We start from the raw sequence: 14,307 nt of genomic DNA on the forward strand, positions 1-14,307 counted from the left end.
TTTCTTCCGGGGAAAGGTCTTTTCTACACCATGTGCTCCAGCTTGTTCAGCACATAGAATTCATCCTTCCGGTCAGCCAGGAAAAGCGTACCTACCTTCTCCCCGTCACAGATCCGGCCGATATTATGAAAGTCATTCCCATTGGCAATCACCATATCACATCCGCTGGATATGGCGATATCCGCGGCGGAAAGCTTGGTCGCCATTCCCCCGGTTCCCACGCTGCTGCCTGTGGAGCTTTTTCCCATCTGCATCAGCTCCCGGTCCAGATGCTCCACACAGTCGATAAAAACCGCATCGTCGGTCTGGTGCGGATCGTCTGTGTAAAGGCCGTCGATATCCGACATCAGGATCAGCAGGTCCGCATTGACAAGGGCGGCCACAACGGCAGACAGACGGTCATTATCCCCAAAGACCGACATGGAATCAATCTCGTAGGTGGCAATCGTGTCATTTTCATTGACAATCGGCACCACGCCGAATTCCAGAAGCTCACGGAAGGTCTTGACCGCGTTATACCGGTTCAGGTCGTCCAGCATGGTGTTTTTTGTCAGAAGGACCTGGCTGCAGATCTGATTGTATTCCGAAAAAAGCTTCTGGTAAATACTCATCAGACGGGCCTGGCCGACAGACGCGCACGCCTGCTTTTCATTGACATCCTCCAGCCTTTTTTTAATTCCCAGGGCGTTTTTCCCCACCATAATCGCTCCGGAAGAGACAAGGATCACATCCTTCCCGCGGTTTTTCAGATCGCAGAGCTGGCGCACCAGCACTTCCATTTTCCGGAGATCCAGCTTGCCCGTCTCCGGATGATGCAGGGAAGAGGAACCGATCTTCACGACGATTTTCTTTTTGTCTTTTAATCTTTGTCTGCTGCCGTCCATGCCGCGGTCCTCACTCCATCTCTCTGGTAATATTCAGTTCCTGCAGCGCATTTTCCTGCTTTTTTTCCATGACAGAGGCTTCTTTCTCCGTCATGTGGTCATATCCCAGGAGATGCAGGACACTGTGCGCAATTAAAAATGCAATTTCTCTCTTCAGCGAGTGGCCGTACTCCTGCGCCTGCTCCTTTGCCCGTTCGACAGAGATCACAATGTCTCCCAGAAGCAGCTGCCCGGAATCCGGGTCAAAATCATCCTCCGCCTCCCGGCTGTTCTCCAGCATGGAGAAGTCCGAGGGGGAATCCCATCCGACCATAGGAAAGGAAAGAACGTCGGTCGCCCTGTCCAGATTGCGGAAGCTGCGGTTCAGACGGCGGATTTCCTCATTGTCCACCAGCGTCAGGGAGAGGACCGCGTCATAGGGACAGTTTTCATCCTCCAGGACCTGTGCGGCAACCTGCTCCGCCAGGGCTTCGGGGTCAAACTCCAATTCTTCCGCCTGCTCGTTACTAAATTCTACTGTCATTTGATCACCTCAGGGCCGTCCTCTCCGGCGCTTCTTTTTCCTGTCAGCCTGGGCCTGTGCCTTTTTTTCATACCCCTCGTAGGCTTCAACAATTTTCTGCACCAGCGGATGACGGACGACATCCCTGCTGGTCAGCTCACAGAACGCAATGCCCTCCACCTTCTTCAGCACCCGGACCGCGACATCCAGACCGGAGACGGTTCCCGCGCCCAGATCCTTCTGCGTCATATCGCCGGTCACAATCACCTTGGACCCAAAGCCGATTCTAGTCAAGAACATTTTCATCTGCGCCGGCGTTGTGTTCTGCGCCTCGTCCAGAATAATGTAGGCATTATCCAGTGTCCGCCCGCGCATATAGGCAAGGGGAGCCACCTCAATCAGTCCTTTTTCCATATTTTTCTGGAAAGCCTCTGCACCCATAATCTGGTGCAGCGCATCGTAAAGAGGACGCAGGTAAGGATCTATCTTGCTCTGCAGGTCACCGGGAAGGAAGCCCAGCTTCTCCCCCGCCTCAATCGCCGGACGGGTCAGAATAATCCGGCTTACCTCGTCATTGCGGAACGCGGTAATCGCCATAGCCATGGCCAGATAGGTTTTACCCGTGCCGGCGGGACCGATGCCGAAGGTAATCATGTGCTGTCGGATCGCGTCTACATACCGCTTCTGTCCCAGGGTCTTAGGCTTGACCGGACGGCCGCTGACGGTATGGCAGATATAATCCCCGTCCAGCTCCACAACTGCCTGTGTATTGTGCTCCATGGCGAGGGACAGGATGTAGTTGACATTCTGCTCTGTGATCTCATTTCCCTTGCGGGAGAGCTCGACCAGCTGTTCCAGGCACTCCTTTGCCTGACGGACATTTCCCTCCGGTCCTGTAATTTTCAGGCTTCCGTCCCGCGAGACAAAAGTAACCTGAAGGGTTCTCTCTATTTTTTTAACGTTCTGGTCAAACTGCCCGAAAACATTTCGTTCGTGCTCTCCAGGCAGCTCGATCTGTTCTTCAATAATTCCAGAATTCATGGCGAAGTTCTTCCCCTACCGTTTTCTGAACAGAATCAGCGAAAACCAGAGCAGAGTCTGTTCTCCAAGATAATAATCCATTTTCAGCTTTTCCACAAGGCTGGACACCACAATGCCGTGGCTCTCGATGCACGGATGCATCCGGTCCGGATGGCGGCACGGCGCTCCGGGGTAGGCACAGGAAGAACAGATGGCGCAGGATTCGCTGGACAGCGTCAGGACATCCAGGCCATTCTTCCGCATTTCACGCTCCACAGAAACCGTGATCTCCTCGTGGGCAAAACGCGTGGAGAGCGTCTCCTGCATGTCCAGAATATTTTTGACTTCCGCAACCGTGGAAAACAGAAGCCCCTCCGGAAATTTTTCAATTTTCTCCCTGCATTCCTCCACCGTCCCGACCGCCGGAGGGCAGGACCAGGAGGTCCCGTACCGCTCACACTCTGTCTGGCAGATCTCACGCACCCTGCTGTTAATATCCAGATCCTTACTCTGAAAAAACCCATACTGATAAACCGGATACGCAGCCAGAAGCTGTTCGATTACTTTCTGTTCGTCCATTTCTGTACTTTCCCGCCCTTTTGCTGTTCTTGAAAATTTTCTGGAGACATAACACAATAACAGAAAAAAAGTAAATAACTCATCGTCTCTGTTTCTCCACGCCCGCAGAACATTTGTATTTACTTGTGATACGGCTCGTGGTTCATAATCTTAAAGCTCCTGTAGATCTGTTCCAGCAGAATCAGGCGCATCAGCTGATGCGGAAAAGTCATCCGGGAAAAGCTGAGGGCGTAATCCGACCGCTTCCGCACCTCCGGAGAAAGTCCCAGAGAACCACCGATCACAAACACAAAATGGCTGACTCCGCCTGTCATCAGCTTCTGCAGCTTCTTCGACAGCGCGACCGAATCCGGCATCTCTCCTTCAATCTCCAGCGTAATGACAAAAGCACGGTCCGGGATTTTGGCAAGAAGCCTCTGCCCCTCCTTCCGCCTGACCGCATCCTCCTCCGCCTCCGGAGCGCCTTCGACCGTCTTCTCGTCCGCAACCTCCACAATATCCAGTGTGCACCAGGCAGACAGACGCTTCGCGTATTCACGGATCCCGTCCGTCAGATAACGCTCCTTGACTTTTCCCACACAGAGAATTGTGACTTTCATAACCCGTTTCTCCTCGTTCCGCCGCGGTCTAAAGACAGCTGCCGCTTTCTACGCGTAAAATAGGAATGTTCTACAAGCGGTTTCCGGAAGAATATTTCATATTACGCACAAAGAAGGCTGCCGCTTTCTACGCGTAAAATATGAATATTCTGAAGGAAACATCCGCAGCGCCGGTCCTTTCTCCCTGCAAGCCTGAGCGCCGCAGGGAGATTAGCACCGCTGCGCGAGGACAGAGCGCAAGCGGTTTCCGGAAGAATATTCATATTACGCACAAAGCAGCAGCCTCTCAGCACTGTACTCAGTTACCTTTGCTGCGAATAAAAGAGTCAATCCCCTTCGCAGCTGCTTTTCCTGCTCCCATGGCAAGGATTACGGTAGCTGCCCCGGTCACGGCATCTCCTCCGGCAAACACACCGGTCTTGGATGTCTGTCCGTCTTCTTCATTGGCGATAATGCACTTCCGCTTGTTTACATCCAGCCCGATGGTTGTGGAGGAAATCAGCGGGTTCGGTGATGTTCCCAGGGACATAATCACGGTGTCCACATCCATGTCAAATTCCGAACCCTCGATCGGTACCGGACGCCTTCTTCCGGATGCATCGGGCTCTCCAAGCTCCATCCGGATGCAGCGGATTCCCTTGACCCAGCCGTTCTCGTCCACATGGATTTCCACAGGATTGCAGAGCAGGTCGAACTGGATTCCTTCTTCCTTCGCGTGGTGAACTTCTTCCTTTCTGGCAGGAAGCTCTTCCTCGCTTCTGCGGTAGATGATATGCACCTCCGCGCCAAGACGCAGGGCGGTCCTGGCGGCGTCCATGGCAACATTTCCGCCTCCGACGACTGCTACCTTTTTTCCGCAGTGAATCGGTGTGTCATAGTCTTCCCGGTACGCCTTCATCAGGTTGTTCCTGGTAAGAAACTCGTTGGCGGAAAATACGCCGTTGGCATTTTCTCCCGGAATATGCATAAACATGGGAAGTCCAGCGCCGGATCCGATGAATACCGCTTCAAACCCTTCCTTTGTGAGAAGCTCATCCACGGTGATGGATTTTCCGATGATGACATTGGTCTCAATTTTTACACCCAGGTTTTTCACGTTCTCCACTTCCTGGTCAACAACTGCGGACTTCGGAAGACGGAATTCGGGAATTCCATAGGAAAGGACTCCGCCTGCTTTGTGCAGGGCTTCAAAAATCGTCACATCATAGCCCATTCTCGCAAGGTCACCCGCACAGGTCAAGCCGGAAGGGCCGGCGCCGATCACGGCAACCTTGTGTCCGTTTTTCTCCTTGGCAGGTTCCGGACGGATCCCCTGTTCCCTTGCCCAGTCCGCCGTAAAGCGCTCCAGTTTTCCGATGGATACCGGCTCACCCTTGATTCCACGGATACACTGTCCCTCGCACTGGCTTTCCTGCGGGCATACACGGCCGCACACCGCCGGGAGCGCACTGGACTCACTGATGACGTTATAAGCCTCCTTAAAGTCTTTTTTCTTGATCGCTGCGATAAATTCAGGAATATTGATGCTAACGGGACATCCCTGGATGCACTTCGCGTTTTTGCAGTGCAGGCATCTTTCGGATTCCTCCATCGCCTCTTCCGCGTTGTATCCGTAGCAAACCTCGTCAAAATTTGTGGCACGGACCTTCGGATCCTGCTCACGAACAGGTACTTTTACTAACATTTTAGGATCTGCCGCCATTACTGATCACCTCCGCACATACCGCAGCCGCCGTGATGCGTCTTGCCCTCCTTTAACGCGAGCAGCGCACGCCCTTCCTCTGTCTTATACATTGTCATGCGTTTCATTGCCTGGTCGAAATCCACCAGGAAACCGTCAAATTCCGGTCCGTCCACGCAGGCAAATTTAATTTCATCTCCCACCTGGAGACGGCACGCGCCGCACATTCCGGTTCCGTCCACCATAATCGGGTTCATGCTGACAACAGTCGGGATGTTGTAGGACTTTGTCATCTTTACGACAAACTTCATCATAATCATTGGTCCGATGGCCACACAGTGATCGTAGGTTTTTCCTTCTTTTTCAATCAGATCCTGCAGGCACTGCGTTACCATGCCCTTTCTCTGGTAGGAGCCGTCGTCAGTCGTGATGTAAAGATTGCAGACCTCCTTGAACTCCTTTTCCATGATGACCAGGTCTTTGGTCTTTGCCCCGATAATGACATCCGCGGTGATGCCCCTCTCATGGAGCCACTTTACCTGCGGATAAACAGGGGCTGTGCCGACGCCTCCGGCAATGAAAATAATTTTTTTCTTTTTCAGCTCTTCCACCGGCGTGTCGATCAAATCCGAAGGCCTTCCCAGCGGGCCGACAAAATCTTCAAAGGCATCCCCGGTCTTCAGTTTCGCCATTTCGATGGTGGAAACGCCGATCGGCTGAAAAACAATCGTGACGGTTCCCTTCTCCCGGTCAAAATCGCAGATCGTAAGAGGAATTCTTTCCCCCTCCTCATACGCCTTCGCGATAATGAACTGGCCCGGTTCGCAGTGCCTTGCGACCATCGGAGCATCCACCACCATGCGGTAGATGTTCTCAGACAATTTGTCCGCATACAAAATCTTGTACATGCTGCTTCTCCTCTCCTTTAGTATATAGTTTTGCCACACTGCCCGGATGCGCAGTGAGAACATACCATCTATGATTTATCCGACTGGCTTTCGGATGCCGCCGCGGTAGGCGTCGGCGTCTCTGTCGGGGTGGGTGTTGCCGTCTCTGTCGGTTCCGGTGTCGGGGTTTCCACTGCCTCTGCGTTCTGCGGGGCGGTATAGGTATAGACCGGCGTCGGGGTCGGGGTATTTGCCGGGGTCGGCGTCACCCTGGTATAGATATAGGTGCAGGACGCGACCTTTCCCAGCTTTCCCTGCTTACTGCAGAGAACCGCGTAAAACACATGATCGCCCAGCTTCATCTCCACCGGGCCCGTGTATTTTTTGCTGCTCTTGTCCGGCTTGGAATCCCAGGAATAGTAACAGGTATAACCGGATGGTACTTTTACGGTAATCATCTGGGCGGTATCTTCCCCGGAAGAGGAAGATACACTCTCCGAACGATAGGAGCCGCTTTCTTCCGTCTCCATTTTTTTATAGGTTCCGGAAACCGGGGAAATCACCGGGGCGTCTGGAACATCGTAGGAGATGGTGTACTCCGCCTCTGCCGGGTCGCTCACCAGCCCGTCCGCGGTAACCAGGATTGCCTGCACGGTGATGGTGCCCTCCTGGCTGAGTTCCAGCTTTCCGGTATAAAGGTTGGAATCCTTTTCCGGAGCCGTACCGTCTGTCGTGTAACGGATTTCCCCCGTGCCGTCCGCGGTAATTTCAACCTTCACCGTATCATTGTAGGTGTTGCCTTCCGGACTGATGACCGGCGGCTGCGGGTTGAAGCGGCTGTATTTTTCCAGAATATCCGTAAGGCTGCATTTTTTCAGCCTGGCCTGTATTTTCTCCGGCCGGCTGTCATCCTGGTAGATCTGGAACAGAAGCTCGTAGGCTTCTTCCAGAGAACCGTTTCTGTCAAGAAGCGCCTCCAGGACCTCCGCGGCCTCGTCGTTCTGATCCAGCTGATATTCCGTTTTGGCAAGAAGCAGATTGGCGTCGTCATTCTCCGGTTCGTAGCCCAGCGCCTTTTTCAGATGCTCCAGCGCGCCGGTGTAATCCTTGTTCTCGTAGCACTCCTGCGCCTGCGCGTACTGGTAGTCAAAGGTATTGACGGTGCGACTCCGAATGGCCGCCACCACGGAAACCGTGACAATAATGACTGCCGCGGCAATCAGGACGAACATAAGCACAAGCTTGTGCATGCGCTTTTTTTTCTGCTGTTCCAGCTGCTCCTGAAAGCGCCGCTCTTCTTCTCTTTTCCGCTCAGCCTCTTCCTTTTCCTTCTCGGACTGCGCTATTTTGCTCTCTATGGTCTCAAAATCCGGTACAAGCTGCACCTCCTGTCCGCAAACAGGACAGAACAGCTCGTCATCTGCAAATTGTGCGCCGCAATTTGTGCAGGTTCTCATCCGTCAGTTTTCCTCCAGATAATTTTCAAACTGCTCCTGGTTCATCAGTACCTTCCTGGGCTTTGTTCCCTCTTCCGCACTGACTACCCCTGCCTCACAAAGCTGATCCATAATTCTGGCAGCCCGGTTAAACCCGATCCGGAATGCCCTCTGAAGCATCCCGATCGACGCCTTGTCCTTGTCAATCAGCAGCCGGGCGGCATCGACAAAATATTCATCCTGATCGGAGGCGTCTGTCCCGTTTCTGCTCTCCGTATGGAGGGCGCCCTGGCTGATCTTTTCCTCGATCTCCCTGTCATACTCATGATTCTGGTGGCGCTCGGAAAGGAACTCAACAACTTTCTGGATCTCCTCATCCGAAACAAATGCGCCCTGCACACGGGCCGGCTTCTGGTACCCCTGCGGGTAAAAGAGCATGTCGCCCTTTCCCAGAAGCTTTTCCGCGCCGACCATATCCAGAATGGTTCTGGAATCCACACCGGATGTAACGGAAAGTGCGATCCTGGACGGCATATTTGCCTTGATCAGCCCCGTGATGACATTGACAGAAGGCCGCTGTGTGGCAATGATCAGGTGGATGCCGGCGGCTCTTGCCAGCTGGGCAAGACGGCAGATGGCGTCCTCCACTTCGTTCTGCGCAACCATCATCAGGTCGGCAAGCTCGTCAACAATAATGACAATCCTCGGAAGCTTCCGGGGTTTCTTTGACCCGTCCGCAGGTTCCGGCATGGCGTCAATTTTGGCGTTGTAGCTCTTAATATCCCTGGATCCGGTTTCCGCGAACCGCTGATAGCGCTCTGTCATCTCCGACACGGCCCAGTTCAAGGCGCCCGCCGCCTTTTTGGGATCCGTTACCACCGGGATAAACAGATGGGGGATTCCGTTATACACGGAAAGCTCCACCACCTTCGGATCAATCATAATAAATTTTACTTCATCCGGAGTAGCCTTGTAAAGAATGCTCATGATTAAAGTATTGATACAGACCGATTTTCCGGAACCTGTCGCGCCCGCAATCAGCAGATGCGGCATCTTCGCGATATCCGTCACCACCGGCTGTCCGGCAATATCCTTGCCGACCGCGAAGGCAAGAACCGATTTCTGTCTTTTGAATGCCTGGGACTCCAGCAGCTCCCGCAGGGGAACCGAAAGATTAGTCTTGTTCGGCACCTCAATGCCGATGGCGGCTTTTCCGGGGATCGGCGCCTCAATACGGATATCCGCGGCGGCCAGGTTCAGCTTGATATCATCCTGAAGGCTCAGAATCCGGCTCACCTTCACGCCCTGCTGCGGAGTCAGCTCATATCTGGTGACCGTAGGTCCGCAGCTGATATGGTTGATGGTAACCTCCACACCGAAGCTTCGCAGCGTCTCCTGAAGTTTCAAGGCGGTAGCCTTCAGATGTTCGTTGGAGTCCCCCACCTGGCCGCTGCCGGCCGGATTCAGCAGGTCAATCGGCGGAAAGACGTAATTCTCCGCTTCCTCCATGGCATCCGCCGGTATCTCTAACTCCGGAATTTCTCCCGCCGGCGTCTTCTTCCGGCGTTTCATTTCGGCGGCGGGTTTATTGTCCTCTCCGGCATCCTCTTCCGTCACACGATTCCGTCCGGCGCCGCCCTTTTTGGCGTCCGCGGCGCCCTCCAGGGGAAGACGGGCTTCCGTTTTTCCGGCTGAAACACCGGTTTCCGGACGGCTTCCGTTGTCGATGATCTCATCCGGAATAACCGCCGGGCTCTCCGGCTCTTTTCTGGGAAGATCGGTAGACATGGCCGTTACCCGGTCGTCGCTGTTGTTCAGTGTTACAATCTTCAGGGGATCCGAATGAAACGCCTCCTGATTTCTGCGGAAATTTTCGTCGAACTCCCGTTTCTCCCGGTTCGCGCGGGCAATTCTCTCCCTGCTGTTTTTCCTTCTTGTTTTCCTGACCTGACCCTGTTCCCTCTCACTGGTGCGGATTTCCTTCCACTCGCCCCTGGAAACAGCCTTTTCCTCTTTTCTCTGCAGGGCGTTCTCATAGGCCTTTTCACTGTGTTCGCGCATGGCTGTCAGCAGCGGCTTCTGCGTCAGCAGTATCGCAAACAGAACCATGCCGGACAGGATCAGGACGTAGGCGCCTATGGTGCCGAACGCAGTTCCGAACAGCTTTACCAGGATTCCGCCTACCAGTCCGCCCCCGGACTTATCCAGCGAGCTCTGCAGAAAGAGCTGTGATATGCCCGTGTTTTTCTCGTTTCCGTACAGAAGCAGCTGGAAAAACGCGCTCACAAAGCAGTACAGCCCGATCAGGCCTGCCGTCCGCTTGACCGCCTGTGCCTCCGCACCGTTGGAAAGATGAAACAGGAACAGATAAAACAGGAGAAAAGGAAAGACATAGGCCGGAATTCCGAACAGGCCGAAAAAAAGGCGTGAGACCGCTCTTCCCACAACGCCCCCAAGCCCGATATTGCCGATAAAAATAAGGATGCAGAAAACAAGCATAAGGAGAACTGCCATATCCCTTTTCATGACAAGCAGCTCTTTCTCACGCTTTTTCTTCACCGCGGCCTGCTTTTTCCCCGACCGGGATGTTTTTCTTTTTCCCCTTGACTGAGCCAAAAAAATATCCCCTTACAAATAAAGCACCATACAGATGATTCCTATGGCAATACAATATCCCGCGAAGCGCCGGCTGTCCCTTGTGGCAACAAGGCCTTCAGCTCTTCGCAGAAACAGGACTCCTGTCAGCGCCGCCGCGGCGATGCCGATCAGGCAGGGAACCGTTCCCACGTCCCCCCGCAGAGACACCCCGGAGCCGGCCTGCTCCAGAATCATACCCCCGACTATCTCCGGAACGCAGAGAAGATACGCGTACCGGACGGAAAATTTTTTTGAGCATCCGCTTAAAGACGCTCCCGCAAAAGCCATGCCCATCCGGGAGACCCCAGGTATCACAGAGAGCCCCTGAAGGACACCTGTCAAAAGAGCCCCTCGCATCTGGATTCCCTTTCTGCTCTTCCCGGATGCTGTCATGAAGGAGGAGACCAGAAGCAGCAGTGCCGTCAGAAAAAAGCCTGTTCCGGTGACAAGCAGGTTCCCCGCGGCCTTTTCCGCCGGTTTTCTGAGCAAGAGACTCAGAAAGGCTGTCGGAATCGTAGAAACCAGCAGCCAGACAAATAGTTTTCTGTAATTCGTTGTCAGGATGCTCCGGTAACGGATCCGGTCCGGGTGACGGGCAAGTCTGACCGCCTGTCCCAGATTATAAAAAGCATCCCGCAGAATATCCACCCCCGCCCGGCAGAGCCGGAGCAGGTCACGGTAGAACACAAAAACAACCGCAATCAGAGTCCCCAGATGCATCGCGGAAAGATATTTCAGCGATACGGAAGAACCGGTTCCAAACAGATGTCCGAGCAAAACCAGGTGTCCCGAACTGCTGACCGGAAGAAAAGAGGTGATACCCTGCAGCACCCCGGATAATAAAGCCTGTATCACAGACATGTTCGTTCCCCTTCCGTGAAGGACAAGGGCAGACCGTTAATCCTCATCCAAATCCCCGTCCAGATTGGTGTAAACGTTCTGCACATCGTCGCTCTCATCCAGAAGATCCAGAATCCTTCTGAGATTTCCTCTTGCCGTCTCGTCCGTAAGCGCTGTTTTGGTAACCGGAAGCATGACCACATCCGCCTGGGCCATAGGAATCCCTTCTTTTTCCAGTGCCTCGCGGACAGCGGAAAAATCATCCGGAGAGGTGATGATCTCGTAGCAGTCATCCTCATCATGGAAATCATCCGCGCCGGCGTCCAGGGCAAGCATCATCAGGTCATCCGCCTCCATGGGCTTCTCGTCGTCCAGTTCCTCTTTATCGACAAGGATCTGGCCTTTTTCCTCGAACATGAAGGACACACAGCCCGGAGTTCCTACATTTCCCTGTCCTTTTGTAAAGGCGCTGCGCACATCCGCCGCCGTCCTGTTCTTGTTGTCCGTAAGCGTCTGCACAATAATAGCGACACCGCCGGGGCCATAGCCCTCGTAGGTGATGTGTTCGTAATTGTCGGCATTCTGATCGCCGGCCGCCTTCTTGATACCCCTGTCGATCGTATCATTCGGCATATTGGCGGCCTTTGCCTTGGCGATTACGTCCCGGAGTTTGCTGTTATTGTCCGGGTCCGGTCCGCCTTCCTTTACCGCTATCACAATCTCTCTTCCGATAATCGTGAAGATTTTTCCTTTTTTCGCGTCGTTTCTTTCTTTTTTATGTTTGATGTTTGCAAATTTAGAATGTCCTGACATCTTTTCGCTACCTTCCTGTCCTGCTTAATTTCCTGCGCATATTGTATAACTATAACATTCCTGAAAATAAGCGTCAAGAAAACCGCTGAATATAATCCAGAAGATCCGCCGCATTGACGGAAGCCTCCGACCGATCCTCTGCCGCAAGAGTCCCGCACCTGCCGTGAATGAACGCCGACAGAGCCGCGGCCGCCAGCGGATGTTCCGGTACGCGGGCAAGAAGTCCCGCCGTAATTCCCGCCAGGACATCCCCGCTCCCCGCAGTCGCAAGCGCGCTGTTTCCGGATGTCGTAAGATAGACTCTTCCGTTAGGCTCTGCCACCACACTTCTGGCATCTTTTGCCAGGAACACAACCCCGCTTTCATCCGCGGACCGGGAGACAATGCTGATAAGGTTTTCCTTCAGATCCTGCACAGACACTTCCAGAAGTCTGCTGAGTTCCCCGATATGAGGAGTAATAATGCAGGGGAAATCCGGCTGCCGCATCAGCTCTCTGTGTTCCGCCAGAAGATTCAGAGCATCCGCGTCCATAACCGCCGGCTTGTGATTATGATCCAGGAAAGTCTTCAGGATTTTCAGCGCTGTTTTTCCTGTCCCCAGCCCGCAGCCGACCAGGATAATATCCGCCCAGTCCATATCGCGCAACAGCTGGTCTTCTTCCCACTGTTTTTCACTGTACACAGATAGCAGCGCCTCCGGAACCAATGTGTTAAGCGGTATCCTGTTATTCTCCGAGGTGTAGATTTTCACCATGCCCACCCCGGTCCGGAGGGCGGCCTTCGCGGACAGGAAGGCGGCGCCGCAGATGTCCGGAGATCCGGTGATACAGAGTACCTTGCGGAAGGTTCCCTTGTTTCCGGATTCGTCCCGTTCCGGCAGGACGCACAGATCCGACTCTTCTACATTATATAGCTTTCTTCTTCTGTCCAGATTTTCCGGAATCCGTATGCCGATCTCGCGGATCACCACCTCTCCCGCGTAAACGGTTCCCGGAAACAGAAAAAGCCCCGGCTTTCCGCAGGTAAACGTTACGGTCAGGCTGGCTTTTATGGCCGCGCCGCAGACAACGCCCGTATCGGTGTTGACGCCGGAGGGAATATCCACCGCAATGACCGGACAGTCCAGATGGTTGACATAGCGTACCGCTTCCGCAAAAAGGCCTGTCAGATCCCGGTGCAGGCCGATTCCGAACAGGGCGTCAATCAGGACCGTCGCAGAATCACAGGCTTTCAGATCCTCCTCTTTGCTGCAGCGGATCACTTCTGCCGGGCAGGAGGAAAGAATGTGCAGCTGCAGCTTCATCTGGTCGCTGTATTTTTCCGGATCCCCGAACAGCAGCACTCTGGGGCGATACCCCATCTCGCTTAAAATTCTGGCTGCCGCGGCCCCGTCTCCTCCGTTGTTCCCTGTCCCGCAGAGAACAACCGGGCAGGAAAGGTCAAACTCTCTCTTCCGGATCTCCTCCACAACAGAGTAGGCCGCCCTCTCCATCAGGACCGGGGAGGGGATTCCCCTCTGCATAGCCTCTTCGTCCGCCTGTTTGCAGGCGGCAGCATCTAAAAACACTCTCATTCCTCTTCCCCCTGCTGTCTGCTTTTCAGCGTGTAGGAAAGACGCATCAGGCTCTCGGAAAGATGGACATTTTCCACCACCACATCTTTGGGCAGGATCAGGTTCAGATCCGTGTGCGCAAAATTCCAGATCGCCTTGATTCCGTTGTCGATCAGAAGCTGAGCGATATCTTTCGCCTTTGCCTTCGGAAGACAGAGCGTCGCGATATCCACCGGATTTTCCCGTAAAAATTCCGGCAGATCGTCAATACTGCGTATCGGAATGTCCCGCACCGTCCTGCCGATCAGATCCGGGTTGATATCGAACAGGCTGATGGTCTTAAAACCGTTCTTTTCAAAATTGTAATTTGCCAGCGCGGTACCCAGATGCCCGGCGCCGATGATAATCATATTATGTTCCGTATTCAGGCCGAGAATTTTCGCGATTTCCTCCCTGAGATAGCGGACATTGTATCCGTAGCCCTGCTGTCCGAAACCGCCGAAATTATTGAGATCCTGCCGGATCTGAGAAGCCGTCACACGCATCTGCTGGCTGAGTTCTCCGGAAGATATTCTCTCCACTCCCATATCCAGCAAGTCTCCCAGATACCGGTAATATCGCGGCAGACGTTTGATGACCGCCCTGGAAATTTTTCTCTGACTCAAGGTAACAGGCCTCCTTTATATAATGCCCTCCGCCCGGAAAGCTGATAATCAGACAAATCTGGTTTTATTATAAAAAATTGTCAAGAAATTGTCAAAATAAATTCAGCCAAATACTTATCTTCCGCCGCCCTTGCAGTTTTCTCCCAGATTCGTTAAACTGAAGCATGCGCGTCCGAGGGACGGCGTATTTCAGCGAACAGAAAGAAGGAATC

At 53.6% G+C, this 14,307-nt stretch carries 13 protein-coding genes; all 13 read right to left on the reverse strand.

All coding sequences use genetic code 11. The features are described from left to right. Positions 1-23: 23 nt before the first annotated feature. The 13 genes from proB to FYJ60_RS00760 all read right to left on the reverse strand — a co-directional run bounded on the left by proB (position 24) and on the right by FYJ60_RS00760 (position 14,095). On the reverse strand, positions 24-884 hold the full coding sequence (gene proB, locus FYJ60_RS00700) for a glutamate 5-kinase (RefSeq protein ID WP_154456671.1): 861 nt from the start codon (positions 882-884) through the stop codon (positions 24-26). Positions 885-894: 10 nt separating this feature from the next. Further along, complete coding sequence (ybeY, locus tag FYJ60_RS00705) at positions 895-1,407, reverse strand: rRNA maturation RNase YbeY (protein ID WP_154456672.1); 513 nt, start codon at positions 1,405-1,407, stop codon at positions 895-897. Between the two features lie 9 nt (positions 1,408-1,416). Next, positions 1,417-2,427 (reverse strand): PhoH family protein, encoded by a 1,011-nt coding sequence (locus FYJ60_RS00710; RefSeq protein WP_154456673.1) that lies wholly within the window; start codon positions 2,425-2,427, stop codon positions 1,417-1,419. Between the two features lie 15 nt (positions 2,428-2,442). After that, positions 2,443-2,985: a DUF2284 domain-containing protein gene (locus tag FYJ60_RS00715; protein WP_154456674.1), complete on the reverse strand. Its 543-nt coding sequence runs from the start codon at positions 2,983-2,985 to the stop codon at positions 2,443-2,445. Between the two features lie 119 nt (positions 2,986-3,104). Next, positions 3,105-3,584 (reverse strand): 23S rRNA (pseudouridine(1915)-N(3))-methyltransferase RlmH, encoded by a 480-nt coding sequence (rlmH, locus tag FYJ60_RS00720; RefSeq protein ID WP_154456675.1) that lies wholly within the window; start codon positions 3,582-3,584, stop codon positions 3,105-3,107. Between the two features lie 298 nt (positions 3,585-3,882). Further along, complete coding sequence (gene gltA / locus FYJ60_RS00725; RefSeq protein ID WP_235903273.1) at positions 3,883-5,268, reverse strand: NADPH-dependent glutamate synthase; 1,386 nt, start codon at positions 5,266-5,268, stop codon at positions 3,883-3,885. A 17-nt stretch (positions 5,269-5,285) separates the two neighbouring features. Further along, positions 5,286-6,173: a sulfide/dihydroorotate dehydrogenase-like FAD/NAD-binding protein gene (locus FYJ60_RS00730; RefSeq protein WP_154456677.1), complete on the reverse strand. Its 888-nt coding sequence runs from the start codon at positions 6,171-6,173 to the stop codon at positions 5,286-5,288. Between the two features lie 68 nt (positions 6,174-6,241). Continuing rightward, positions 6,242-7,609 (reverse strand): chitobiase/beta-hexosaminidase C-terminal domain-containing protein, encoded by a 1,368-nt coding sequence (locus FYJ60_RS00735; RefSeq protein WP_154456678.1) that lies wholly within the window; start codon positions 7,607-7,609, stop codon positions 6,242-6,244. 3 nt (positions 7,610-7,612) lie between these two features. Further along, positions 7,613-10,204 (reverse strand): DNA translocase FtsK, encoded by a 2,592-nt coding sequence (locus tag FYJ60_RS00740; protein WP_235903274.1) that lies wholly within the window; start codon positions 10,202-10,204, stop codon positions 7,613-7,615. A gap of 12 nt (positions 10,205-10,216) precedes the next feature. Continuing rightward, entirely contained in the window at positions 10,217-11,086 is an 870-nt protein-coding gene (locus tag FYJ60_RS00745; RefSeq protein ID WP_154456679.1) for an undecaprenyl-diphosphate phosphatase, read from the reverse strand. Positions 11,087-11,122: 36 nt separating this feature from the next. Further along, positions 11,123-11,878 (reverse strand): YebC/PmpR family DNA-binding transcriptional regulator, encoded by a 756-nt coding sequence (locus FYJ60_RS00750; protein WP_154456680.1) that lies wholly within the window; start codon positions 11,876-11,878, stop codon positions 11,123-11,125. Positions 11,879-11,951: 73 nt separating this feature from the next. Further along, entirely contained in the window at positions 11,952-13,451 is a 1,500-nt protein-coding gene (locus FYJ60_RS00755; RefSeq protein WP_154456681.1) for an NAD(P)H-hydrate dehydratase, read from the reverse strand. Next, positions 13,448-14,095: a redox-sensing transcriptional repressor Rex gene (locus tag FYJ60_RS00760; protein WP_154456682.1), complete on the reverse strand. Its 648-nt coding sequence runs from the start codon at positions 14,093-14,095 to the stop codon at positions 13,448-13,450. Before FYJ60_RS00760 ends, FYJ60_RS00755 begins: the two co-directional genes overlap by 4 nt. Positions 14,096-14,307 lie beyond the last annotated feature (212 nt).

This window comes from Bilifractor porci, from assembly GCF_009696005.1.
GTDB lineage: Bacteria > Bacillota > Clostridia > Lachnospirales > Lachnospiraceae > Bilifractor > Bilifractor porci.